Origin of the sequence: Microcoleus sp. BROC3 (assembly GCF_036702515.1) — a bacterium.
Taxonomy (GTDB): Bacteria; Cyanobacteriota; Cyanobacteriia; order Cyanobacteriales; family Microcoleaceae; genus Microcoleus.
Genome location: NZ_JAUBTQ010000021.1, coordinates 91,392 through 114,858 on the forward strand (window position 1 = coordinate 91,392; position 23,467 = coordinate 114,858).

21 protein-coding genes, 1 tRNA gene and 1 pseudogene are annotated in these 23,467 nt (G+C 47.5%); 10 read left to right on the forward strand and 13 right to left on the reverse strand.

The window, feature by feature from the left end; genetic code table 11:
* The first annotated feature begins 54 nt into the window (after nucleotides 1-54).
* The gene (gene ffh, locus QUB30_RS15470; protein ID WP_333334684.1) at nucleotides 55-1,497 is read left to right on the forward strand and encodes a signal recognition particle protein; all 1,443 of its coding nucleotides are present in this window, start codon (nucleotides 55-57) and stop codon (nucleotides 1,495-1,497) included.
* 164 nt (nucleotides 1,498-1,661) lie between these two features.
* A complete protein-coding gene (locus tag QUB30_RS15475; RefSeq protein WP_333334688.1) occupies nucleotides 1,662-2,270 on the forward strand; it encodes a Uma2 family endonuclease in 609 nt (202 codons plus the stop codon).
* Nucleotides 2,271-2,306: 36 nt separating this feature from the next.
* Here QUB30_RS15475 and QUB30_RS15480 read toward each other — a convergent pair whose 3' ends face one another.
* From QUB30_RS15480 to QUB30_RS15515, 8 genes are all read right to left on the reverse strand, one after another.
* Nucleotides 2,307-2,897, reverse strand: a complete 591-nt coding sequence (locus QUB30_RS15480) for a Uma2 family endonuclease (protein ID WP_333334690.1) — start codon at nucleotides 2,895-2,897, stop codon at nucleotides 2,307-2,309.
* Between the two features lie 85 nt (nucleotides 2,898-2,982).
* Nucleotides 2,983-4,179, reverse strand: coding sequence for an LPS export ABC transporter periplasmic protein LptC (gene lptC / locus QUB30_RS15485; protein WP_333334692.1), 1,197 nt, complete (start codon nucleotides 4,177-4,179; stop codon nucleotides 2,983-2,985).
* A 183-nt stretch (nucleotides 4,180-4,362) separates the two neighbouring features.
* Nucleotides 4,363-4,968, reverse strand: a complete 606-nt coding sequence (locus tag QUB30_RS15490; protein ID WP_006631885.1) for a LabA-like NYN domain-containing protein — start codon at nucleotides 4,966-4,968, stop codon at nucleotides 4,363-4,365.
* Nucleotides 4,969-5,058: 90 nt separating this feature from the next.
* On the reverse strand, nucleotides 5,059-6,666 hold the full coding sequence (metG, locus tag QUB30_RS15495; RefSeq protein WP_333334694.1) for a methionine--tRNA ligase: 1,608 nt from the start codon (nucleotides 6,664-6,666) through the stop codon (nucleotides 5,059-5,061).
* A 759-nt stretch (nucleotides 6,667-7,425) separates the two neighbouring features.
* Nucleotides 7,426-8,568, reverse strand: coding sequence for a heat-inducible transcriptional repressor HrcA (hrcA, locus tag QUB30_RS15500; RefSeq protein WP_445300504.1), 1,143 nt, complete (start codon nucleotides 8,566-8,568; stop codon nucleotides 7,426-7,428).
* A gap of 331 nt (nucleotides 8,569-8,899) precedes the next feature.
* Nucleotides 8,900-9,766 (reverse strand): alpha/beta hydrolase, encoded by an 867-nt coding sequence (locus QUB30_RS15505; protein WP_333334699.1) that lies wholly within the window; start codon nucleotides 9,764-9,766, stop codon nucleotides 8,900-8,902.
* Nucleotides 9,767-9,912: 146 nt separating this feature from the next.
* Complete coding sequence (locus tag QUB30_RS15510; RefSeq protein WP_006631881.1) at nucleotides 9,913-10,638, reverse strand: hypothetical protein; 726 nt, start codon at nucleotides 10,636-10,638, stop codon at nucleotides 9,913-9,915.
* 85 nt (nucleotides 10,639-10,723) lie between these two features.
* Nucleotides 10,724-10,900 (reverse strand): hypothetical protein, encoded by a 177-nt coding sequence (locus QUB30_RS15515; protein WP_333334701.1) that lies wholly within the window; start codon nucleotides 10,898-10,900, stop codon nucleotides 10,724-10,726.
* A 247-nt stretch (nucleotides 10,901-11,147) separates the two neighbouring features.
* Between QUB30_RS15515 and QUB30_RS15520 the strand changes: the two genes are divergently transcribed.
* The 7 genes and pseudogenes from QUB30_RS15520 to QUB30_RS15550 form a co-directional block, all read left to right on the forward strand.
* A complete protein-coding gene (locus tag QUB30_RS15520; protein ID WP_333234890.1) occupies nucleotides 11,148-11,699 on the forward strand; it encodes a GNAT family N-acetyltransferase in 552 nt (183 codons plus the stop codon).
* A 486-nt stretch (nucleotides 11,700-12,185) separates the two neighbouring features.
* Nucleotides 12,186-12,259, forward strand: a tRNA-Pro gene (locus QUB30_RS15525).
* A gap of 153 nt (nucleotides 12,260-12,412) precedes the next feature.
* Nucleotides 12,413-13,261 (forward strand): Tic22 family protein, encoded by an 849-nt coding sequence (locus QUB30_RS15530; RefSeq protein WP_333334703.1) that lies wholly within the window; start codon nucleotides 12,413-12,415, stop codon nucleotides 13,259-13,261.
* A 132-nt stretch (nucleotides 13,262-13,393) separates the two neighbouring features.
* On the forward strand, nucleotides 13,394-14,281 hold the full coding sequence (prmC, locus tag QUB30_RS15535; protein WP_333334705.1) for a peptide chain release factor N(5)-glutamine methyltransferase: 888 nt from the start codon (nucleotides 13,394-13,396) through the stop codon (nucleotides 14,279-14,281).
* A gap of 167 nt (nucleotides 14,282-14,448) precedes the next feature.
* Nucleotides 14,449-15,042: an L-threonylcarbamoyladenylate synthase gene (locus QUB30_RS15540; protein ID WP_333334707.1), complete on the forward strand. Its 594-nt coding sequence runs from the start codon at nucleotides 14,449-14,451 to the stop codon at nucleotides 15,040-15,042.
* A 25-nt stretch (nucleotides 15,043-15,067) separates the two neighbouring features.
* On the forward strand, nucleotides 15,068-16,003 hold the full coding sequence (locus tag QUB30_RS15545; RefSeq protein WP_333334709.1) for a HAMP domain-containing sensor histidine kinase: 936 nt from the start codon (nucleotides 15,068-15,070) through the stop codon (nucleotides 16,001-16,003).
* Between the two features lie 174 nt (nucleotides 16,004-16,177).
* Nucleotides 16,178-16,399: pseudogene (locus QUB30_RS15550) on the forward strand (DUF4277 domain-containing protein); the annotation flags it as partial.
* Nucleotides 16,400-16,533: 134 nt separating this feature from the next.
* Here the strand turns inward: QUB30_RS15550 and QUB30_RS15555 are convergent.
* The 5 genes from QUB30_RS15555 to QUB30_RS15575 all read right to left on the reverse strand — a co-directional run bounded on the left by QUB30_RS15555 (nucleotide 16,534) and on the right by QUB30_RS15575 (nucleotide 22,185).
* On the reverse strand, nucleotides 16,534-18,159 hold the full coding sequence (locus QUB30_RS15555) for an FAD-dependent oxidoreductase (protein WP_333334711.1): 1,626 nt from the start codon (nucleotides 18,157-18,159) through the stop codon (nucleotides 16,534-16,536).
* A gap of 182 nt (nucleotides 18,160-18,341) precedes the next feature.
* Nucleotides 18,342-19,436: a ribbon-helix-helix protein, CopG family gene (locus tag QUB30_RS15560; RefSeq protein WP_333334714.1), complete on the reverse strand. Its 1,095-nt coding sequence runs from the start codon at nucleotides 19,434-19,436 to the stop codon at nucleotides 18,342-18,344.
* 60 nt (nucleotides 19,437-19,496) lie between these two features.
* Entirely contained in the window at nucleotides 19,497-20,255 is a 759-nt protein-coding gene (locus tag QUB30_RS15565; RefSeq protein ID WP_333334716.1) for a phycoerythrobilin:ferredoxin oxidoreductase, read from the reverse strand.
* A gap of 206 nt (nucleotides 20,256-20,461) precedes the next feature.
* Nucleotides 20,462-21,196, reverse strand: coding sequence for a 15,16-dihydrobiliverdin:ferredoxin oxidoreductase (locus QUB30_RS15570; RefSeq protein ID WP_333334718.1), 735 nt, complete (start codon nucleotides 21,194-21,196; stop codon nucleotides 20,462-20,464).
* Nucleotides 21,197-21,528: 332 nt separating this feature from the next.
* Nucleotides 21,529-22,185 (reverse strand): HEAT repeat domain-containing protein, encoded by a 657-nt coding sequence (locus QUB30_RS15575; RefSeq protein WP_333334720.1) that lies wholly within the window; start codon nucleotides 22,183-22,185, stop codon nucleotides 21,529-21,531.
* A gap of 96 nt (nucleotides 22,186-22,281) precedes the next feature.
* On the opposite strand from QUB30_RS15575, the gene QUB30_RS15580 reads away from it, so the two are divergent.
* The gene (locus QUB30_RS15580; RefSeq protein WP_333234887.1) at nucleotides 22,282-22,527 is read left to right on the forward strand and encodes an acetyltransferase; all 246 of its coding nucleotides are present in this window, start codon (nucleotides 22,282-22,284) and stop codon (nucleotides 22,525-22,527) included.
* Nucleotides 22,528-23,467: the final 940 nt, after the last annotated feature.

Below are 23,467 nucleotides of genomic sequence, written 5' to 3' on the forward strand. Positions count from 1 at the left end.
AAACATCCGCATTTAGCCTTAAAATTAAAAAGACTGACTAGCCAACAATGCCCTATGTTTGAAGCCCTTGCCGATCGACTCGAATCCACCTGGAAAAAACTGCGCGGACAAAATAAAATCTCCGAGTCCAACATCCAAGACGCGCTCAAAGAAGTCCGCCGCGCCCTCCTGGAAGCCGATGTCAACCTCCAAGTCGTCAAAAACTTCATCGGAGAGGTAGCGGCAAAAGCACAAGGCGCAGAAGTCGTTTCAGGCGTCCGTCCCGACCAACAATTCATCAAAATCGTCCACGACGAACTCGTGCGCGTCATGGGGGAAACCAACGTACCCCTCGCCACCGCCGACTCCGGGCCCACAGTGATCCTGATGGCCGGTTTGCAAGGAACCGGGAAAACCACAGCTACCGCCAAACTAGCGCTGCACCTCCGCAAACAAAATCGTACCGCACTGCTAGTTGCAACCGACATTTATCGACCCGCCGCGATCGACCAATTGCTGACCCTAGGCAAACAAATAGACGTACCAGTATTTGAATTAGGCAAAGACATTGACCCCGTAGAAATTGCCCGCCAAGGCATCGAGCACGGCAAACAAATCGGCATCGATACCATCATCGTCGATACCGCAGGTCGCCTGCAAATCGACCAAGACATGATGGCAGAATTGGACCGCATCAAACAAACAGTACAACCCCACGAAACGCTGTTAGTTGTTGATGCCATGACCGGCCAAGAAGCAGCAAATTTAACCCGCACCTTTCACGAACAAATCGGCATTACCGGCGCAATCTTAACCAAATTAGACGGCGACAGCCGCGGCGGTGCAGCCTTATCCGTGCGGCAAATATCCGGCGCGCCGATTAAATTTGTCGGCGTCGGCGAAAAAGTGGAAGCCTTGCAACCATTTTATCCCGATCGCATGGCATCGAGAATACTCGGCATGGGCGATGTCTTGACGCTAGTAGAAAAAGCGCAAGAAGAATTCGACATCGCCGACGCCGAAAAAATGCAAGAGAAAATGCTCACGGCAAAGTTTGACTTTACCGACTTTCTCAAGCAAACCAGACTGTTAAAAAATATGGGTTCCCTCGGCGGCATCATGAAAATGATTCCGGGGATGAACAAACTTTCAGACGAACAAATGCGGCAGGGAGAAGTGCAGCTAAAACGCACCGAAGCCATGATTAATTCGATGACAGTTGAAGAACGCCGCAATCCCGAACTTTTAGCAAGTTCTCCATCCCGCCGCCGCCGCATCGGCAAAGGCGCAGGCTACGCAGAAAACGACGTAACTAAGCTGGTCAGCGATTTCCAGAAAATGCGTACAATGATGCAGCAAATGAGTCAAGGCAACTTTACAGGAATGGGAGGATTGCCGGGAATGCCGGGAATGCCGGGAATGGGCGGCGTTCAACCAGGTTCCCGCGGCTATATGGGTGCCCAGCAGAAGAAGAAAAAGAAAAAAGATAAGCCAAAAAAAGGTTTCGGACAGTTGTAGAAAGCGTCAAACATATTGCACCACTGTCAAAAATTTGTAGGGGCGGGTTCACCGATCGTAATTTCCTAAAACACACAATCTCGTAAACCCGCCCCACCCCGTGCGAGAGTCCTTTAACTCTTTTCTTGTTGCCGAGTTCAATCTAAAAAAAACTGGAATTGAATATGGTACAAATATTTACTGAACCAGAAACCATCTCTATAGAATTGCCAAACGCGATCGCGCTTCTTGTCAGTAGCGAGCAATTCGAGGCCCTAGCATTGGCAAATCCCGACTTGAGATTAGAGAGAACCGCAGCAGGAGAATTAATCGTGAATCCACCCACCGGAGGAGAATCAGGCAATCGCAATCTCAGCATCAGCACGCAACTTGGCATCTGGTGCGAAGCAAATGAGGATTTAGGAAAAGGATTTGATTCTTCAACCGGATTCATTCTTCCTAACGGTGCTCGCCGTTCACCGGACGCTTCTTGGATAAATCGAACTCGTTGGGAAGCACTAACGGCACAAGAACGCAAAGGCTTTGTTCCACTTTGTCCCGACTTTGTAGTAGAATTGCGATCGGCCTCGGATTCTCTCTCAACCCTCCAAGAGAAGATGCGAGAATATAGGGAAAATGGTGCTAGATTAGGTTGGTTGATTGACCCGCAAAATCGGCGGGTAGAGATTTACAGACAGCAGGCAGAAGTGGAAATATTGCTCGATCCTGTAGAGTTATCGGGCGAAGACGTACTGCCCGGATTTGTGCTGAATTTGAGGCGAGTGTGGCGGTGAACAGCTTCTAATTTTGATTTTTCTCAAAACAGGCTTCTAAGAACTTTGAATCGCTTGTCTAAATTCGCGCATTGCCTGAAGGTGATTTTCAATATTGATACACCGCCCCAATAATACAATATCTAAATCTAGCAAAACAAAAGAGCGATCGACCTCAGTGTATCCATCATCCCCCAACGAATACAAACGCAGCCTACCATTTTCCCAAAACCAAACTTCAGGAATTTCGAGGCGTTTGTAAGCTTCCAACTTGTTAATACCGCCGCTAGTCACCACCACTTCCACCGCCAAATCGGGACGTTCTCGGTTAGAACCCAATTCGTAAGACAAATCCGCTTCTCGCTTCACCCTTCCAGTTTCACTTTCGAGCGTCACCGAGCCAGTTGGCGTAAAATCAATCCCTGCATATTCCAAATACATATCCACCAGCGTTGAAATCCGCTGTTTGGCAGTTTCGTGTTTTCTTGCAGGCATACGTCTAATCTCCAACACCCCATCTAAAAACGATAGCCTGATTCCCGGACGCGAGAGCAACTGTTCAACAGCCTTAAACTCTCTCCAACTTAATCCGTCAATTAAGATAGGTTGATCTGCCCTTTCTAAAGTTGTTTCTAAAGTTGTTGTCATCCCAACCGCTCCTTACTCAATCCAATCTTAATTATATCTGCGTTCATCTGCGTTCATCTGCCGACATCTGCGGTTGCAATCCCATCTACTGTCCCAAATTTTCCTTGTACTCGTCGGGCACAAATTCCGTAACCACTTGGCCGCCGCCACCGTCACCTTTGACCGTCACAGTTTGATTTTTTAACTCTCCCGCCGCCCTCGGCCCAGTCAAATTAAACACCGGATTTAGTTGCTTGTAAACCACATTTCCTTCCGCGTCGAAAGTCTGGTTAGTTAAATACCACCTTACTCGATCTGTATTTAATTGAGCTTGACGTTTTTCTCCAATTCCTACCACATTTCCCGTCAAATAAAAGATTTTTTTCTCTAAATCTCCGCGCCCCGTATCCCCAGTCATCGTCACCTTTTCCACGCGGTGCAAAACCTTCACAGGCCCGGGCGATATCACATATTGCGCCGGAAAATTCCAACTCATCAAACTGCTTTCTATTTGCAGCGGCGGGTCTGATGGCATCAACTGAGCGTTTTTCGTCAGCGTCGCAATCTTGGTTTTTAAGTCTACATCTACTTGGTCGGCAAAACCGCTATCTGTTAATTTTTTATCTTTGTATCTGTCAATTTGAGTCGGTTTGTCGCTGTTCACCTTTTGTTGCTCCACAAACCACACTAAGTGCTCGGTTCGCAATTGCAAAACCGGATCTTTAACATTTGCCACCACAGAACCGAATAACTCCATCCTCTTAGCCCTACTGAAAACTCGCGCTTCCTTCGCTGAAGCCGTCACCTGTTTGTTCTCTCCCGTCAAATTGTTGCGGACAACTAAAACATCTTCCTTCGGTCGCCACTCCAACTCATTTCCGCGCAATACGACTCCATTTTTCAGGTCTTTAGCGACTATGTTACCTTTGAGAAAAACTTGATTTCCTTCCTGAAATACCTGCCCCGTTTCTCCCTGAATGTCGTAAATTTCTTTGCCGTCTTGAAACAATTTGCCCACAGGTTTCTGAACGTTAACTATTTTTTGGTCTTTGCTGTAAACGGCATTTTGAGAGTTTACTTTCCAGAACGTCTCGCCCTTTTCATTTGCTTGTTCTAGAGTTACTTTATTCAAAGTTAAAGTGCTGTTTGACTGTTGAGCAGTTTTGATATCCTCAGCTAATTTATTCTTTTGAGCCTCTTGCGGAGCCGCACAAGCACCAATTACCAAAATCAGTGCTGGTAAAAATAGCAGCACCAATTTTGGGTATTTAAGATGGGGAATTTGGGATTTGAGGTTAATCATTGGCAATTGGTAATTGGGAATGGGGAATAGGGAATTGGCAATTGATAATTCGGTATTGAAAAACACTCAATCAAAAATTAAAAATGTGTCATGCTTTGTTTAAATTTTTAACTTCTAATTTTCAATGATTCCACCCATTAACAATCACCCATTACCTGTTACCCATTACCCATTACCAAATCGCTATCTGTCGTCGTGTTCCTCCATCAAGCTCAGACCCGACAAAGGGCGGTAAGCATAATTAGGGCGCGATGTTTTTTGGATGTCGTCCTTAATCATTTCCAAATCGATATAGCGATCGGCTACATTAATCAAACTGTCGCTTGTCATCGATCGCAAACTCACCACCTCAACCCGCACGCCGCGATAGCTCACAGCGTCAACAGCATAAGCCAAATCACCGTCACCGCTGACCAGAACCGCCGTATCGTAAGACCCCACTAAAGCCATCATATCCACAGCGATTTCTACATCTAAATTCGCCTTCTTAGAACCGTCCGGCAACTGTACCAAATCCTTAGAAATCACCCGGTAGCCGTTGCGGCGCATCCACAGCAAAAACCCCTGCTGTTTTTCGTTAGTGCGATCGACACCCGTGTAGAAAAAAGAGCGCAGCAGCCGCGAACCCGCAGTTAAACGGCACAGCAGCTTAGTATAATCAATCTCAATTCCTAACTGCAAAGCCGCGTAAAAAAGGTTAGAACCGTCAATAAAAATTGCCACTCGACCCCGGTTTTCGAGAACCTGTTCCGGCGTAAAAAGGTCGTTGCTTTCTATTCTATTCAACATGATTGTTATGCCTCAATTTTTATGAAAGATTGGTAAGGAAATAAGTGCTAATTCGTAGTCTGTCATAGCACCCCGAGCGCTGGCTGCCAACTATGAATGTACTGTTTCCAGCAGTTCGATCCGCTTAAAAACAGGTTGGGGTTCCCCCAGAGTTTGGTTGGCAGGCAAAGCGCCCCAGGCAGCATGATCTGCAAAAATCGCTAAACTGTTAACTGTAACCCGATCGTTAAAGTCAATTGAAAAACCTAGCTGTTGATAGATAGCGTTGCTGATATTGGGAATAATCGGCGATAAAAGGTAAGATGCTAGTCTAACAGATTCCAGAACAGAATATAGCACTTGTTCGACACTTTCTATCTGTCCCTGCTTGTACAAACTCCACGGTGCTTGCACGTCAATAAACTTGTTCCCGCCTCGAACTAATGCAAGCACCGCTTCGCAAGCCTTGCTAAATGCCAACTCTTCGTAAAAACCCGCTACCCGATCGCCCAAATTCAGGCTCATAACCTTGAGAAGGTTGTCGCCGTCGATGTTTTCTCCCAACACATTTGGCACGCAGCCACCGCAATATTTGCGAGCCATATTTAGGGTACGATTAAGCAAATTTCCCAAATCATTTGCTAGCTCAGCATTCAATATATTGATAAACCGAGTTTCGTTAAAATCGCCGTCCTCTCCGAACTCAATTTCTTTGAGGAAATAGTAACGCACTGCGTCAGCGCCGTATTTATTGACCAATTCGACTGGGTTTAAAGTATTGCCTTCCGTTTTTCCCATTTTTTTGCCGTCTTTGGTCAAAAACCCGTGAGCGAAAACGCGGCCCGGCAGGGGCAGACCCGCTGACATCAGCATTGCCGGCCAGTAAACTGCGTGGAAGCGAAGAATATCTTTGCCGATCAAGTGCAGGTCAATGGGCCACCATTTAGATAAAGCATTCTCCAACGTCGGGTCGCTGTCCGGATCTAGCAAAGCTGTGACGTATCCCAGCAAAGCGTCAAACCAGACGTAAATGCTGTGACTCGGGTCAACCGGCACTGGCAGACCCCATGCCAGATTCACTCTCGAAATCGAAAAGTCTTGCAGTCCAGAGTTGACAAAGCTGAGCAGTTCGTTGCGCCGACTTTCCGGCGCGATGAAGTCAGGACGTTCTGCGTACAAGGTCAGCAGTTGGTCTTGATACCGCGACAGGCGGAAAAAGTAGTTTTCTTCGTCGCGCCACTCAACTTCTTTGCTGGTGTGGATGGAACACCGATTTCCCGGCAACAATTCCCGTTCATCCTTGAATTCTTCACAGGAGACGCAGTACCAGCCTTGTTGCTGGTTCAAGTAGATGTCGCCGGAGTTCCAGACCCGCTGGAAAAATTCTTTGACAATGTACTCGTGGCGCCGCGAAGTTGTGCGGATGAAGCGATCGTACTGGATGTCGAGTTGCTTCCAAAGCGCCTCAAACGCCGGAACCACTGAATCGCAGTGAGCTTGGGGCGATCGCCCCAAAGTCTCGGCTGTCCGCTGAATTTTCTGCCCGTGTTCGTCCGTCCCCGTCACCAGCAAAACTGATTTGCCCCGCAGCCGCTCAAATCGAGCTAGGGCATCGGCTGCCATAGTCGTGTAAGCACTGCCCACGTGAGGTAAATCGTTTACATAATACAGAGGCGTTGTTATCGCAAAGGTATTCTTAGTTTTATCAGTCGATTTCATTTAATGCTAAAAGAAAATTCCCTAAATTTCGTTTCGATCTTAACTCAGCGGTTAACTTTTTTATGAAGTAGCAATCAAGCCAAATTTACTGCAAGTTATCTGCAATTGTCTAACCCGGGCTATTCCCAAAAGAAATATCGCTTTCATATCAACACTAATCTTTTTTAGATATTTTTGACGAACTCTCTAAAATGTCTTAATATTTTGACATTCTGCTGGTTTCGGGAACCCCGCGATCGTCGCTCCCGCGTCCTCAATTCCTTTTGTGCAGCCGCGCTCCCTAGAGCCGGCGAACCCCACCCAGTTTGCAGGAAAACTCCTCGGTTAGGCTTCTAAACCCGTCACTCGACTGGCGCTGTGCGACCACTTTCTGTGAAGGCGCGATCGCTCGCCAGCGCTATCTCAAACCCCCACTGCCGCAAAGTCGATCGCCCGCAACTCCTGCCAGTTTCCGAGCCGCTTTTGGAGGCTGAAACCGGGTTTTTGACTAAAATCTCTTGTGAAGCGCCATCGCTCGGGATATAAAGAGCCTCTTTCTTTAGTATTTGTGCCTAAGTTCCCAGTTCGTTTCCAACAGCATCGGTATGATTCTCAAACACAAGTGATCGTGGACGCACAAGATGTCATCACCTTAGTTTCTTGCCTCAGGAAGATCGTGAAAACCTAGGTTTTTTGCCAAGAAACCCGGTTTCTTCATGTTGCCAGTGCGGCCGGGACAGATAATAAAACCCCAAGCCAGTTAAGCTTGGGGCTATCAAATTAGGGTGCATCTAACAAGGGATTATCCGATCGCCCTCGATCGCCATCAGGAAAACTAACTCGATTTCCGCCAATAGCTTCTGACAAATAATCCGCCGCAGCTTCCACCACCGCGATCGCATTTTCGTAAACCATCCGCGTCGGTCCCAAAACCCCAACACTACCCACCGGCACCGATCCCCGGCGGTAAGTCGAAGAAATCAGAGTACAGCCGCGAATTGGTTCTAAAGAATTTTCCGAACCAATACGCACCGTTACGCGCTTCCCGGGGGTGTCCAACTCAGGCGATTCAAAAATCAAAGGCCAAAGCAGTTCCTGCTCTTGTTCGAGCAGTTGCACCAGGGTTTGAACTTGCTGCAACTGCGAAAACTCAGGCAAGCGCAGCGCTTCTGCCAAACCGCCGATCAGAATCCGCGTGTAGGTTGGATTTCTTTGGCGGCTGCTCAAAGCAGCCAGCATGGTTCCCATCCACTCAGCGTAGAGTTCAAAGTCCCGGTCTAACTCGCTCCAGTCTACAGCCGAGAGTTCCGAGAGCGATCGTCCCCGCAACTTGGTGTTCAAAAAATTCGACAAAATCTGCAATTCGCGATCGACGATTTCGACATCAGGCCTGTTACCTTCTGCGTCCAAAGGCAACTGCACCAAAACCGACTGAGTTTCGTAGGCATCCGTCACCACGATCAGCATCACCTTTCCCGGCTCTAGCTGCACCAGTTGCAAGTGGCGCAAGCAAGCCATATTGGTTTGCGGTATGGTGATCATGGCTATGTAACCGCTGATAGTTGCCAGGATTTGAGCAGCGCCACGCAGTGCCGCGTCCATGCGACCATCCGACCAATTGAGCTGGTCTAGTACCTGTTCCACCTTGCGGGCCAGCGTATCAGACGGCTGAATCAACTGGTCTACATAAATCCGGTAGCCGGAGTCAGAGGGGACTCGTCCGGCCGAAGTGTGGGGCTGATAGAGCAATCCAGCTTTTTCAAGAGTCCCCATCGCATTGCGAATTGTAGCTGGGCTGACGCTGAGGTTGAATTCGTCAGCCAAAGCTTTTGAGCCAACGGGTTCCGCTGTTGCTATGTAGTGGCGAACCGTTGCCCAAAGGATGTGTTGTTGCCGATCGGTGAGGTTAACGCGCACAGATATTTAAGCAGAATTAGAATTGAGAGTTGAAAGCCACTATTAAATGAAAACCTCTGTCCTCTAGGGCGATCGGGCAGAGTTATTTATTTAACATAACAGATTTAGGTGAAGGAAGAAGGAACACCGAAGAAGGAACAGGGAAGAAGGTTTTAACTTTTAACTTGTATAGCAAGCGTCCTGACGGTTAGGAGGTTCTTGATTGCACTTTCCCGATGGGGTCAATTGTTTCTTCACATAGATCTTCTGCTATAAATTTCTATTGGGGAGCTTCGCTTCCCCGAACCGGAGTTGGGCCAAATACCCCATGCCTCGGCTTCGCTTTGCCCAATTCCCTTTAAGTGTGTTCGTGAAGAATATTTTGCAGGTAACTAGCCACTGCATCCGGCTGTTCTACCATTGCCAAATGGCCGCAATCGGGAATCTCAAGGACATTCTCGCCGCAACCTTGGAACATCCAGTGAAAGCTAGCCAAATGCAGCACGTATTTTGGTTCCATAATTTTGTCTTTAGTGCCGGCAATAAAATAAACAGGCTGCTTGAGTCGGGACACAATTTGCGGCAAGAGGTGAATCTCCGCTTCTGTGGTGGAGTCTAATAAAGCCCCCAAAGCTGCCTCTGGATGAGCCGCCACGAAATCTCTTAAACGCTGCCGTCCCCAGGAGGGGCCGATCGAGCGGGCCACAGCATCGCGGGCAAACACAAAATCTGCTAACGGCAAGTGAGACAGCCAGCGGGGACGCATTTTCACTAGCTGCTTGCCGACGGCTCGAAACCGCTCGAATTCTTCCTTAAGATAGATGCCACCGCCTGCATTGATGCAGATGACACCTTTAACGCGATCGGACAGTTGGCTGGCTCCCCAAAGAGCGATCGTACCGCCCAGAGAGTGTCCCACCAGCCAAGCACAAGATATATCGAGTTTTTCGAGTAAAATTTCCAAATCGCGAGCGTAAGCTGCGGGAGTGTAGCAGGAATTTAGCGGTTCGGAACGGCGGCGATCGCCGCCGTCTGATTGAGAATCGCCAAACCCGCGCAAATCGTAAGTCAGGCACTGATAGTTGGGTGCCAAGCGATCGGTCAAAGGTTGCCAGTAGCGGCGGCTTAACAGCCAGCCGTGGACGAATACCAGAACCGGGGAAGTTGCAGTCGGAGCCGTCAAATCGCAAGCGTGCCGAACCCCTAGGATGTCGATGGTTGCCATAATTTTATCCTATCCCGAAATCAACACACAGGTATCAGCAGTTCGATCCTCTTCGAGGGTTCCGCTAGCGGGCGATCGGCTTGGTTCACCTTTGTCAGGACTGAGGTTTTGACCAAAAACCCAGTTTCTGAGCGTAAGTGCTATCCCTAAAATCGCTCGCCCAGCAATCTTTGTCGCACCCCCTCAGCGATTTTTTGCCCCAGATACTCGGGAATTAAACTTTCATTGGGCCCCAACAAGTAGAGAATCAGGCGAGTTCGCCCCCGCCAAACCAGCAAATTAGCATTTACCACCAACAAATCCTCTTGCCAGATGGCATACATAACTTTGTAAAAAAGTCCAGGCTGATTATCTGCTTCAATCAGCAAAGCTGGCAAGTGGAAAACCGGATCGACGTAGAATTCAGTTGCCACATCCTCCAAACCCGCGTCTAAATTAAATTCCACAGCCAACATCTCTTCAACCTCAAAATGCCCCGCCAAGGCCTCTCGAACCGCCCTACAGACGTTTTCTGCTGTTTTATCTGCCAGTACCTTGCCACCGCGAGATACTACCAATTTGATAAATACCAGCATGGGCGGGTAAATTTGACCGTACAGGCTCAGACTGTGAATTGTCAGTCCGTAAGCCGCCAGCACTCCAAAAATATCGCTCAGTAGAAAAGACTGGTTCCGGTAAGCAAAATGCAGGGCACTTTTGTTACCTTCGGCTCTGATTTCGATGACTGCTTGCCGAGTTTTGTAAAGTTGGTAAGCTAATTTGAGGTTTTGCAGTTGGATTTCGCTGCTGACAAATTGCTCGTAAAACTGCGGAAACGCTCGATTAAAGCGCTTGAGAAGTTCTAGTGTAGATGGTTTTAAACCCGAAGCCATAATTGAGGAGAAGGTGCGGGAGATATACTAGGTATTGACTCTCCCATGCCTTATGGCAATGGGATTTTTGATTTGACGATTCGACTTAAATTGTGCCCGTCTCCTCACTAAAAGCAAAAGTCAAATCTGTCTGGGTACCGATCGCGAGAATGTCACCGTTGCGCCATTCCAGCGGTATTTCGCACCAAGGGTGTAAGTTCCGGCGCGATCGGCGGCACTTAAAAGAAGCAATTCCCAAAATGCCTCCGTCCTGGTTCGGCAACAAATTTTACCTTAAAAGCGGGTTGTCCGGGCACTGGGTAGCAGAACACTCCTACCAAACTTGACGAGAATTAAAAAAGCGCAGATTGAATGTTGGACGACAAATCCCTGTTTTCGGCGTAAGATGAGTGTACCGTAAACTGTTCCTCAAGAGGCTACCCGCTATTCATCCCACGCCGATCGGAGTGGTTTTATCTGTCGGGTTCTCTTTCACGTCGTCCAACTTTTACTACCTTAACCGCGCCTGCATGGGTTTTTGGAAAAACTTATTTAGTAGTTCTGAGTCTGCCTCTGTACCCCAAACAGCGGAATTTGAGGAAGATGTGGCTGTTGGGTTAGGCGATCCGCTTTCCCCAACGTTTCGCAAACCCGCCAGCGGCAACGCTCGCATCTTTTTCAGTTGCGATCGGGACATTGACCTCTACGAACTCGAAGAACTTTGTAATGCAGTGGGTTGGTCCCGCCGTCCCCTGCGTAAAGTCAAAAAAGCTATTGTGCACAGCTTCTTAGTCGTCTCTATGTGGGAGATGCGGGGCAGCCAGCGACGGCTGGTCGGTTTCGCCAGAGCGACTTCAGACCATGCTTTTAATGCCACGCTTTGGGATGTGGTAGTTCATCCTGACTACCAGGGTAAAGGCATGGGCAAGGCGCTGATGAAATACATCATTAAAAAACTCCGCAGTGAAGATATCAGCAACATTACCTTATTTGCTGACCCTCAGGTGGTGGATTTTTACCGAAATTTGGGCTTTATGTCCGATCCGGAGGGGATTAAAGGTATGTTTTGGTATCCAGATTAGCTTACAGGTGGGGGTCAGCGTTGATTTGTTGAGCTTAACTAAAGGGGCAAATATTTGACTGAACCTACCTCTTCTTAATCTAGAAAGATCGGTTCTTCTAGGTAGACTACTTGAGGTTTAGGTCCTAAACTTAACCCTATAACCTTTGGCTTAAGGAGAATAACCTACTTATTTGGGGATGCCCGACTACCCAACAGCGTAGGGAATAAACTTTAACTGACTTTAGGTAACTAAAGTTAAGCTTGATTAGGTTTTATAAAGTAGGAAATGCAATATTGACGCTGCCAACACCCCCTCGGCCTGTGCGTTGCGGTTCGTTAGGTTTGGATGTATTCCGCAGCAGGACCCTGATAGAAACTGCAATTATTGTCAAACCGCACAACCTGAAGACAACTTCGGCGTAGCTGCATTGATAGCTAAAATTAAAAAAAGCTTGACAAGCGAGGGGTTTTGTGAGTTAATGGTGAAAAGATAGCTAACTATCACCGGGATGTAGCGCAGCTTGGTAGCGCGCCTGCTTTGGGAGCAGGATGTCGCAGGTTCAAATCCTGTCATCCCGATCGCACAATGTTAAATAATAGACTGAAGCACAACCAGCCTTTGATGTTGAGATTTTGTCAAGATCAAAACTAATTGAGGGATTTTTTGCCGATCGTGTGAAGGCGGCAGTCTTTGCGTTAATGTGTTTCAGGATCGCTCCTTCTGGAAAAAACATGAAATCATTAGTTCGTTTGGGCGCAATATTGGGAATTGCGGGCAGCGCTCTGCTCGGTTCCTTAGCAACAGACAATATGTCGGCGCTAGCAATCCCCGAGGCGCAAATTTTGGAAAAGTTGCAATCTGTGCCGGTATTTACGATTACGGATGCTCAGGGTGCGTTCCTGACGGGTTCTGTCCCCAAACAAGGTCAAGGTCAAAGCGGCAATACTTCGGTAGCGGTAATTTTTATCAGCCAGAAAGATGCTCAAGCTTACGCCGAAAAACTAAAAACGACAGATCCTCAGTTGGGGGCGTTGGCGCGCGTGAGACCCTTGTCCCTGGGAGCAGTTTATCAGATCGCTCAAGCAAATAAAGGCAAGCCGGATGAGGTGCAGTTTGCTTTTGTTCCGACTCCGCAGCAAGTGCAGTCGGCTAAAACTGTACTCCAGCAAGCTGGGCAACAAGTTAACGAGTTAAACGGTGTACCTCTGTTTTTTGCCACTGGGGGCCCGGAAAATGGCTATTTGACGATTCAGCAGGGTCAGAAAGAGGAAATTCCCCTGTTTTTTAACAAGGAAGAATTGCAGGCAATGGTGGAACTTTTCAAGCAGCAGCAGCCGAATGTAACTGCTTCAATTAAGATTGAGGTGGTGAACTTGGAGAGGGTTTTGGAAGCTTTGCGTACTGAGAACGACCCGTTGTTGACCCAAATGATTTTGATTCCCTCGCGGGAGTCGCTGGAATTTGTGCGATCGCTCCAACCTGCCGGTGCTGGCCAAAATCCACAGCTTGCTCCGAATCAAACTCGACCGGCTCCTGCCTCTCCGGCTCCAGCTCCGAGCCAACCTCGACCGGCTCGCTAATAGTTAGTCACCAGTCATCAGTCATCAGTTATCAGTCATTAAATAGTAGGTTGGGTTTCTCGACTCAACCTACTATTTACCAATTAGCAATTACCAATTAGCAATTAACAATTACCATTACTAAAAAGTCTTATGTTTGTTTCTGGTTTAGAGCTTTGGCAGTGGATGAATCAAGCTAAAACCGAGGCGATCGATTATGAAATTCCCCTAGCAGAAATCGACTGGCTGCTGCAAGAGCTGGCAGGTTTGGATAGGTTGGCTCTGCGTTTGGAGTCGTTTAAAGATTGGCCAAAAATTGAATTAAAGTTGTCTTTATCTGAACTTGCTCAATTGTGGCAGCGGCGCTTGCAGCAACGGGTGCCGGTGCAGTATTTAACGGGAGTCGCACATTGGCGGCATTTTTCGCTCAAAGTAACGCCGGCGGTGCTAATTCCGCGTCCTGAAACAGAATTGCTGATCGATTTGGCTGTAGAAGCTGTTAAAAGCTATGGTGTCAATCCAAAATCGCATTGGGTGGATTTGGGGACGGGCAGCGGGGCGATCGCGATCGGCTTAGCTTGTGCCTTGCCAAATGCTACGGTTTATGCGGTAGATTGCAGTTCGGAAGCTTTGGCAGTTGCTCGACTGAATGCTGAGAATTTGGGTTTTGCATCGGGAATTAATTTTTATCAAGGTTTGTGGTGGGAACCGTTAGCATTTCTCAAAGGTCAAGTCAGCGGCATGGTGTCTAACCCCCCTTACATCCCCAGCAGCACGGTGCTGACTCTGCAACCGGAAGTTTTGAAGCACGAACCTCATCTGGCCTTAGACGGCGGTTTTGACGGGTTAGAGTGCATCCGGCATTTGGTCGAAACGGCTCCCGATTATTTAGTATCGGGGGGAGTTTGGTTGGTTGAGATGATGGCGGGACAGGCTGAGGCGGTGGCTGATATGCTCGAAAGTCACGGGAGTTATGGCAAAGTTCAAATATTTTCTGATTTAGCAGGAGTCGATCGCTTTGCTTTAGCCTATCGTCTTTAGGTTTCAAAAATAGACTTATTGCATACATCTTGAATTCATAGGTCAACCGCAGATGCAAGGCAGATAAATACAGATAAACGCAGATAATTTCCTGATTGGAAAGCGATTTAATGCAATTGCTCGTCTAATAATATGCCACAATTCTCAAATCTCAAATCAAAAATCCGATGACCCAAGTTTCGATAAATGCCCTAGTTCAAGGGGCAATTTCAGGAGATTATATTGTCAGTTTTCCTACAGATACTGTACCCGCTTTGGCTGCCAGGCCCGATCGAGCTGACTTGATTTTTGCAGCTAAACGGCGCAGCCAAGACAAACCGCTGATTTTGATGGCAGCCTCGGCGGAGGCTTTGTGGCCATACGTCCTGGGGTCTCCAGCAGAGTTAAACTTGTGGCAGCAAGTAGCCGCATCCTATTGGCCGGGGGCGTTAACTTTGGTGCTGCCGGCTTCGGCAAAAGTCCCGGCGGCGATGAATTCGATCGATCGCACTACAATCGGGGTACGAGTTCCTAACTTTCCCCTGGCCCTCAAAATTCTACAGCAGACAGGCCCTTTGGCTACTACCAGTGCCAATTTATCCGGCCAGCCGCCTCTGAAGTCGGTGGCAGAAATTGAGGCTGAGTTTCCGGAAGTCTTGACATTAGTTCCTTCTGAATTAGCAACAGCGACAACAGCTTCGAGTTTGCCTTCGACTGTGGCTAAATGGACTGGCAGCGATTGGGAAATATTGCGACAAGGCGCGATCGAGTTAGAATGCTAAAAGCTAAACTCCAAGGCAAAGCAATATGGCGCCGATCGGCTGGAGCGACTTGATATATTTAGGTATGGGACTGGGACTGGGTTGGGGAAGCAGTTTGATTTGGCACCCGCGGCAAAAAAGCTCGCAACAGCCAGAACCTGCGCCCTACCAGCCACCAAATCCTCAAGAAAATTACTTAAAGGAGTTTGATGCCCTTTCCGAGCAACTTAAACAAACTCAATTGGCTTATCAGATGGCATCGGAGATGAGTCAATTTAAGGCTGGTTTTTTGGCTCGAACTTCTCACGAGTTGCGATCGCCCCTGAGCAGTATGATTGGTACGCTGCAATTAATTCTGTCGGATCTGTGCGACGATCCTGCTGAGGAACGAGAGTTTGTCGAGCAAGCTCACCTCGCCGCACTCAAGCTGGTGAAATTGATAGATGAGATTATCTTTGTTGCTAAAACTGAACACGGCACTGAAACGATGGATATTGAGCCGATTCAGTTAGCTACGATTTTTGATGAAGTAGATGATTTAACTTACTTGCAAGCTGCAAATCGCAGCATTCGCTTGGAGATATTACCGCCCGATCCCGGAATTTATGTATTGGCAGATTTGCCGAGGTTTAGACAAGTTTTAGTCAATTTGGTAGATACGGCTGTTGCTCAGATGGAGGAGGGGAGTATTTCTGTTTCGGCGCATTCTTCGCCGGAATCTGGATACGTTCACATTTGGGTTGACGATCAGCGTTCAGTCAGTGCTTGGAGTGAGTCTTGGGATTTGCTTAAGCACGATTTGGAGTGTGATGCTACTAAGAGCAGCGATAATTCTAAGGTGTCTTCTGGAATGAGGCTATTGATGAATCAGACTCTTTTAAGTTTGATGAACGGCAAATTAGAGGTTCTGGCTGTGCCTTCTGAGTCCGAAGAGTCCAATTTTAACCGGACTCAGTGTTCTATTCCTCTGGCAACTTTGTGATCGAGGAAGTTCGGCAACGGATTTTGTAACGGATATAACCCACATTCCGCAGGTACGATCGCAAAATCCAGTCTTTTTATAAAGATGAGAAATATTGAAGCGTCTAATATTAGATATCTCCAATAATTATTGTGGAACAGGCATCTTGCCTGTTTAAGACTGGCTTTTTGCCAGATGTCTATTAGAGTACAGCATATTGACCGCTGCTGTCTAATTGCAGGCACCTGCGATGAAATGGGATTAGTCGAACACACCGACAAACTACTGGGTACTCACCCTCAGGAAATCATCACCCCGGGACAAGCAGTCAAAGCCCTAATTTTAAAAAGCCAAGGCTTTGTCAGCGCCCCGTTATATCTATTTGAAAAGTTCTTTGTCGGGAAGGCAACAGAACATCGCACCCTCTTACGAGGGGTGACAAAATAAGAGTGTATGACATTGAGATGGAATCTGCTGTATCTCAGCCGGGGCGGGTTTACGTCTACATCTCACAAGACGTTAAAAAATATTTTATTCGCTGATTTAGCCAATTATCCAAACTCTGCCTCCATTTGCCGCACTACTGTTAAAGCAGAATAGGAAACACCGGCAGTTCCTTCTCCCGGATGGGTGGAGTCGCCTACTAACCACAAATTTTTAATTGGTGTGCGGTTGGCAAATCCGAAGGGGCCGAAGGTTGGTATTCGCTGGCCGATGCCGCCCACAGCGCCTCGATCTCGGGCTGTATAGCGTGCAAAGGTGAGCGGTGTAGCTGATTCTTGATGTACGATCGACTCTGGCGTCAAATTGAAATATTGGCTCAAACGGGCGATCGCCCCTGCGCTGTATTTTTGCTTCAATCCTTCATAATCAACCGAATTCCACCACATTCGAGTATCAGTAAATGACGAAGCGATAATTGTCGCCATTCCCTTCGGTGCTCGGCCATCTCCCGGATGGCTGACAGAAACAAATAATGAATTATTCTCCCCAATCTCGCCGTCGTAATCGTAGAGAAACTGAAGGTGCGGCGGACAATTTGCCGGAATTGCGCTTTCATGTACTCCCAAATATATGACAAATGCGCCGGATGCGGGCGGCAATTTATCGACTCGATATTTGTAGCCTGCCATTTGATTTGGGAGTAGGTTTTTTGTCTCTGAAGTATCTGATTTAACGGATAAATTCTCTGTTAAATTATCTGTTAAATTTCCGATAATCGGCTCGCTTGACAACAAGTTTACTAAATTTTGCGCGGTCACGTTGGCAACAATGCGATCGGCGGTTTCTGTCCAAACTTCGCCGGTTTTTTGATTGCGAATTACTGTACCGTTGGCTTTGCCGTTTGCTGTGATAATGCTTTCAACTGTGTGTCGCAATAAGACTTTGCCGCCGTAGAGTTCGATCGCCCCTACGAGTCGATCGCTCAACACCTGCATACTTCCTTCTAGATGATACAATCCCTGTGGCTCTTGCGAAACTCCTAAAGCCGTCGCCGCGTAAAGTAGCGCCGTTTCTTCAGTATCGACTTGAGAATATAATTTTAACTGCAAATCCAGAAAAGTTTTCAAGCGCAAATTGTCGCCCAACCCACAAAGGCGCAAAGCATCTCCCACTGTCATAAAAGTGAAAGGCAAAGTAATTAAAGTATCGGGGCGAACAGCTTGAATTAATTGCCAGAAATCCCAGAAGTTTCTGGGCGGTAAAACTGGATCGCGGCCTTGAAAGTTCCAGCTAGCTTTGAACAATGCAGACAATAATTGCCAAAAACGTTCGCTTCCGGGAAACTGTCGCTGCCTTTCTTGTTGCCACTTTTGCGGATCTCGCCACACGCTAATCGGGGCGGTTTCTCCCGGCAAAAACACCGCACAAGCGGGGTCGCAGGGTGTCGCGGCGGGAAGTTCTATGTCTAATTCGGAAAAAATTCGGTGGTGAATGCCTCCGGGTTCCAATCCTGCAACCTGCGTGGCACCGACATCGAAGGTAAAGCCTTTGCGTTTGAAGGTGGAAGCGCATCCTCCGGGGACGATCGCCTGGTCTAAGACTAGCACTTTGTATCCTCTGCGGGCTAGCAGGGCTGCTGCTGTCAGCCCGCCGATGCCGCCTCCAATTACCGTGACGCTGCCCTTAGTGTCTGCGGGACTGGATTTGCTTTGAGGGGTGCGATCGCCTGTCATAACTTATTTATTGTAATATTTCTTAATATTGTTATCATATTTTGCAATAAAAAGCTCTTGTGGCGACAGTTTTAAATCTATCGCTACAAGAGCACTCGTCCGAGTTGACAGGACATTTCAGCGGTAAGGTGCGGCCGGAGCGCCCGAAGCAACCCGAGTTTTTGCCGTAGCCGATTGGAGAATCAGGGACGACGCCACTTGTTGAGATAAGCTTCTCCAATCCCAGCCACAGCCTGCATTTGACCTAGCTGTTCTCGTAAAGCTTTGATGGTTCTTAGCTGTTCTTGAGACTGTTGCTGCAAAGTCTCGTAACTTCGCTGTTTCGCCACACTCTGGCTCAATTGATTTTCCAGAGATTGCAACTTGGTCAGTTGAACTTGGAACTCGCCGATCGCACTTGACTTTTCTGCTAACTGGTGCTGCAAAGAGGCGATTGAACTTTCTCTTTCTGCTAACTGGTGCTGCAAAGATTCGTAACTTGAGTTCGATACGGTTTCCTGCAACTCGGTTGGCAATTGATGTTCGAGATTTTGCTTTTCGGTAGCTAACTGCTGCTGCAATGATTCCAGAGCACTCGACTTTTCTGCTAGCTGCTGCTGAAACTCGTGTTCCCGGCGTTCTGTTTCGGCTAATTGCTGGTGCAAAGAGGCGAGCGAACTTTCCCGTTCGCTCAACTGCTGCTGTAAAGCTTCGTAACTCGACTTGGCTACAGTTTCCTGCTGGCTTTCGAGATTTTGCTTTTCGGCAGCTAATTGCTGTTCCAAAGAGGCGATCGAACTTTCCCGTTCGCTCAACTGCTGCTGTAAAGCTTCGTAACTCGACTTGGCTACAGTTTCGGCTAATTGGCTTTCGAGATTTTGCTTTTCGCTAGCTAATTGCTGTTCCAAAGATGCGATCGCGCTTTCCCGTTCGCTCAACTGCTGCTGTAAAGCTTCGTAACTTGCTTGCAGCGAATTGCGCTGTATGCTCACCTTTTCCGATAGAGTTTCTGCCGTTATAGCGTCAACAATTTCGCTTTCTTCGGCTGTTTCCCCTTCAAATGGGGATGCCTCTACCTCCGTTGCTTCACCTTTTTTCCAAGTGACACTAACTTCCGTCTTGTCCTTAGAAATATCCAGAGCGCCTTGTGCCAAGCGTTCTAGGAGTTCCGATCTTGATATTCCGAGCTTTCGAGCGATCGTGTTCAATCGATCGGCACTAGAAGGAGTCAGCGAAAGTCCGACTTTGACTTTGCTTTCTGAATTGGAACTAACTACATTGCGATTTTTTTTGACCATTGGCATTTTCCTCATGCCAACCTACACTTATTAGTATAGTGGCTGAAGCTTCTGTTAAAATTAATTCTTGTTACTTACCAATTGTGGCAGCTTCCGTTCCAAATCGAACAAAAAGCCGTGAATGTATTCTTCCGTCCATTCCTCGCCGTAGAACCGCTTAAACATTCCCCGGGCTGGGTCTTTTTCGGCACGATACCGCAGATAGCGCATTTGAGCTTGTAAGATACTATCTAACTTTGCGCTATCTGTCACCGGTTCGGCGCGATCGACCAAATCCAAATAAGCGGCCAGATAGTCTTTAAAAGCTGCAAAAACGCGAGTTTCCACAACTTCCGTTTCCTTAGGGCGAGTCCACAGAAACGCCGGCGAGAAAAACTGCTTTGCTTCCTCGGGAAAGTCCCCACCCCAAGGAAGGTGCGGTTGATGAGCTTGAAAAATTGGTTCGATCGGCCCTGTATACTTAGCCTGGTAGTCAGCGTCACCGCCAAACAGAGGCTGCATATCCAAAGCAATTAAATGACCGCCAGGCAGCGTTACCAAATCCGCGCCAAAAAACGGCAAATCAAAGTTAAGATGCGGAAAAATCACAAAATTCAGAACTTGCAAGCTGCTGCCGCCTTGGACGTGAGCCGCCCGAATTTGCCGCAGTTTTGGGGATGAAAAAGCGTAACTTGTCGTTACGATTTCATCTTGGTTTTTCCCTTTGCCGACTGTAGCTTGCTTAAGTTCAAACCCTTCTGGAATCGGGTAATCCTGTAAGTCTAACCGATTTTTCATCAGAGCGATCGCCGCATCTAAAAAAGGCTGATAAAGAGTCATGTCGATTTTAGATTTTAGATGAGACTTTTTCAATCCCTAAGTTTTTAGTCAGGACTCAAGTCCTTCTTCCGAGGTGCGCAGTCAGGACTTTAGTCCTTTGTTCCTAGGTTTGCAGTCAGGACTTTAGTCTTTCCTCGCCTTAACTTTATTGACTCAAGTCCTTACTGCGAACTTGCTGTTTTGAAAAATCCCTGTAAATTTAGCATTCATCGCGAGTTCGCGGTAACAGCTAAAGGCACAGCATCTTCAAACAAAAATTCGTAAAGAAATTTCTCAGCCCATTCGTGACCGAAATAACTGCTGAACAAGCCCGAAGCCGGGTCTCTATCTGCACTGTACTGGTCGTAATCTTTTTGAGCTTTTACGATGCGCTGGATATCCTCTGGGTCAGTCAGCGGTTGTGCTGACGAGAGCATTTTCCAGTACAAATCCAAATAGTCTTTAAAAGCTGGATATACCCGATTTTCTACAGTTTCCGCATCAGTTTTGGCGAACAGCAAGTATTTAGAAAAATACTGATTGGCGTCATAAAATTTCATTTCTAAATTTTGGGCCAAATCGTCGTACTTGTCGCGGAGCAATTGTAGAGGTTGAACGTATTTTGCTATATAAGCTTCATCTCTAAATAGCGGCTGAAAGTCGAGAACTACCAAAATTTTCTTCTTGCCGAAAGACAAGAGGTCAATTCCCAACAGCGGCAAATCGTAATTGTGACTCGGATAAATCACGCAATTAAAAACTTGAGCAGATTCTCCAGCATCGATGTAAGTGTAGCGGATTTTTCGCAATTGCGGGCATTCGTAACACCAACTGCGGATAGTAGCTGGGGTTTTGCCGCGCTCGCTGACATTGACTTCCAACCCGGAGGGAATGGGGCGACTTTGCAAATCAAACCTTTGAAACAGCTCTTGCTCTAGGTATTCCCGAAAAGGCTGGTACATGGCGAATTAACTCAGATGGCAAAACTCTTGAGATCGTAAAGGATGCCGATCGCCCCAGTCTCGTTTATTAGAAACAAAGTAACAATCCGTAATAATTAGGAGATAGGGGATGGGGCTGGCGCGATCGCGCTAATCTAGGGCGGGTGTAAGGGCTACAAGCTTCTGGAGTTAAAAACCAGTCTCTTCCCCAGGGGTGTTGCATTCTCAGAAAAACCAAGGTTTTGGCTCTTCTCGTGCTCAGAATCCCGACCCCTCCACGATTTATTAACCGCTTCAGGGATTGGGGCCGCCCCTAAAAGAGAATGAAACAGCCCTGGCCCCTTCCCCTCGTTTTAAAGCGAAGCTTCCAAAGTCGCACCTGCAACTCGATGATCTCGATCTTTTGCCAAATAGCTTACAGCAGCGCGAGCTTGAGGGTTGTCAAATTTCAAGAGCGCGCGCGCCACCCGCAGCCGAATTCCCCAGTAATCGGCGCTGACCAGAGGTAATAATTGCTGCAAAGCCTCTTCTTGCTTCTCCGTATTGGCCAGGAGACCCAATCCGTCAATTGCCACTTCCTGAACGGGCAAATCTTCGCCGACTAGACCGATCGTACAAATTTCAAATACTGCCTCAGGACACTGCATTTCGTACAGCGGAGCCATGATACTGCGGCGCACGAGCCAATTGTCATCGCGACGAAAAGCTTCCACTAAATGAGCAATCGCCTCGGTTCCGAACACTGACAAAGAGTTCGCGGCTTCTGCTCGCACGTTCGGATCGCGATCGAACTGCATCATTTTTAACAGCGCCGCAAAAGAGTCCGCAGTTTGACTCTGCCGCAATCCCATCGCCACGAACGATCGCACCATAAACTCCGGATCGTCCACTTTGCTCAGCAACATCGGTAGCGCCACCGCAGAATCGCACTTTCTCAGAGCCGTTACCCCCCGCAGCCTGTCTTGAGAATCCGAACTTTGCAGCGCTGTTTGGATTTCGCTAATTTCCATGAGCCAAATTAAAATATATTTTTGTTACTTTTCTTTACAATTTTAGCAATTATGGCCGGATTTTGGGAAAATTAAAAAAAATTCACTTATTAGATTATGTCTGCAAATTTAGAGGCTCAAACTTCAACACCAGAGGAAGTTCAGGAAGTAATTGCTGAGTTGGAGAAATATCGGCAACGGCTGATCGACGATACCCTGGAAATGGCGAAAAAGGTAAAAATGCCCAAGCAAGCAGTAATGAAGCAGTTGGAAAATCATCCAGAGATAGTTTACATCGACGGGGCGCTAGCGAATTTGCGTGAAGCGAAGCTATCCCGCAGGGAATCGCAACAACCTTCCTAAAAACGAAATTAATTGCGATTTTGTAGGGTGTTTGGTTTTTTTTTAATTTGTCTGCTTAATTGTACTGTTTTCTTACCCCGGAGCTCCTCCCTAGTCCCCCGACCTAAGGGCGGGGCTGTTTCACTATTAGGAAAACCGCTCTTAGACTTAAGTCTCTGTCTCAAAACTCAAGTCCTCGCTATCAGGACTATCAATTAAGCTGTTCGGCATTTAAATTGTATGTCAAAAAAAATAAAAGTCTTGTGGGGTGGGCGTCCCGCCCGCCCTGAATATACAATTTAAATGCGCGACAGCTTACCACATTACTTTGACTTTTTCAGTCGTCTTCAGACGACTTCAACTATCAGCCAGGGACTTAAGTCTAAGAGCGCGTTTCAGGAGAATGAATCAGCCCTGCCCTCACCTTAATCAGGGGGGATAAGAGCATTCAAAGTGGGTCTTATTCAGGGAGAGGCGAGGGAGATCGAGACTCAGCTACAAGCGAGATTTCTGAGGGGTTTTAGGCGATTGTTAACACTAATGTGCCAAGAGTGCCTACCCCTCCCCACCAACGAGGGAAACTGCGGGGGGATGGCCCCTACAGGCATTTCACGGCTCGGGAAAACGACGGGGGGATTGCCCCTACAAAGAATGAAACAGCCCAGCTTGCTGGGGACAAAATTCCGGTTTGAAGTTCCTTGAAAAGTTAGGGAATTTAAAGGAACTCCACTCGATCGCAAATATTAATACAATTGCTACGATCGCAGAATATCAAAAATTCGGGAGCATCTCATATTTGTAAAAACACTTCTCCTGGCTCCTTCCTTCTTCCTCTTTCCTCCTGCCTCCTGCCCCGCAGCCTCGGGCCTCAAAACTGAGAGTTCTAGCTTGGCTGCAAAAGTGAGATGCTCCCGAAAATTCACTCTCTCTATCAAATTTAAACAGTACAGTTAGTAGAATT

Bases quoted from the DNA above. Each gene is read 5' to 3' on its own strand.
- ffh (WP_333334684.1), top strand. From the start codon at position 55: ATGTTTGAAGCCCTTGCCGATCGACTCGAATCCACCTGGAAAAAACTG.
- QUB30_RS15475 (WP_333334688.1), top strand. From the start codon at position 1,662: ATGGTACAAATATTTACTGAACCAGAAACCATCTCTATAGAATTGCCA.
- QUB30_RS15480 (WP_333334690.1), bottom strand. From the start codon at position 2,897: ATGACAACAACTTTAGAAACAACTTTAGAAAGGGCAGATCAACCTATC.
- lptC (WP_333334692.1), bottom strand. From the start codon at position 4,179: ATGATTAACCTCAAATCCCAAATTCCCCATCTTAAATACCCAAAATTG.
- QUB30_RS15490 (WP_006631885.1), bottom strand. From the start codon at position 4,968: ATGTTGAATAGAATAGAAAGCAACGACCTTTTTACGCCGGAACAGGTT.
- metG (WP_333334694.1), bottom strand. From the start codon at position 6,666: ATGAAATCGACTGATAAAACTAAGAATACCTTTGCGATAACAACGCCT.
- QUB30_RS15505 (WP_333334699.1), bottom strand. From the start codon at position 9,766: ATGGCAACCATCGACATCCTAGGGGTTCGGCACGCTTGCGATTTGACG.
- QUB30_RS15510 (WP_006631881.1), bottom strand. From the start codon at position 10,638: ATGGCTTCGGGTTTAAAACCATCTACACTAGAACTTCTCAAGCGCTTT.
- QUB30_RS15520 (WP_333234890.1), top strand. From the start codon at position 11,148: ATGGGTTTTTGGAAAAACTTATTTAGTAGTTCTGAGTCTGCCTCTGTA.
- QUB30_RS15530 (WP_333334703.1), top strand. From the start codon at position 12,413: ATGAAATCATTAGTTCGTTTGGGCGCAATATTGGGAATTGCGGGCAGC.
- prmC (WP_333334705.1), top strand. From the start codon at position 13,394: ATGTTTGTTTCTGGTTTAGAGCTTTGGCAGTGGATGAATCAAGCTAAA.
- QUB30_RS15540 (WP_333334707.1), top strand. From the start codon at position 14,449: ATGACCCAAGTTTCGATAAATGCCCTAGTTCAAGGGGCAATTTCAGGA.
- QUB30_RS15545 (WP_333334709.1), top strand. From the start codon at position 15,068: ATGGCGCCGATCGGCTGGAGCGACTTGATATATTTAGGTATGGGACTG.
- QUB30_RS15555 (WP_333334711.1), bottom strand. From the start codon at position 18,159: ATGACAGGCGATCGCACCCCTCAAAGCAAATCCAGTCCCGCAGACACT.
- QUB30_RS15560 (WP_333334714.1), bottom strand. From the start codon at position 19,436: ATGGTCAAAAAAAATCGCAATGTAGTTAGTTCCAATTCAGAAAGCAAA.
- QUB30_RS15565 (WP_333334716.1), bottom strand. From the start codon at position 20,255: ATGACTCTTTATCAGCCTTTTTTAGATGCGGCGATCGCTCTGATGAAA.
- QUB30_RS15570 (WP_333334718.1), bottom strand. From the start codon at position 21,196: ATGTACCAGCCTTTTCGGGAATACCTAGAGCAAGAGCTGTTTCAAAGG.
- QUB30_RS15575 (WP_333334720.1), bottom strand. From the start codon at position 22,185: ATGGAAATTAGCGAAATCCAAACAGCGCTGCAAAGTTCGGATTCTCAA.
- QUB30_RS15580 (WP_333234887.1), top strand. From the start codon at position 22,282: ATGTCTGCAAATTTAGAGGCTCAAACTTCAACACCAGAGGAAGTTCAG.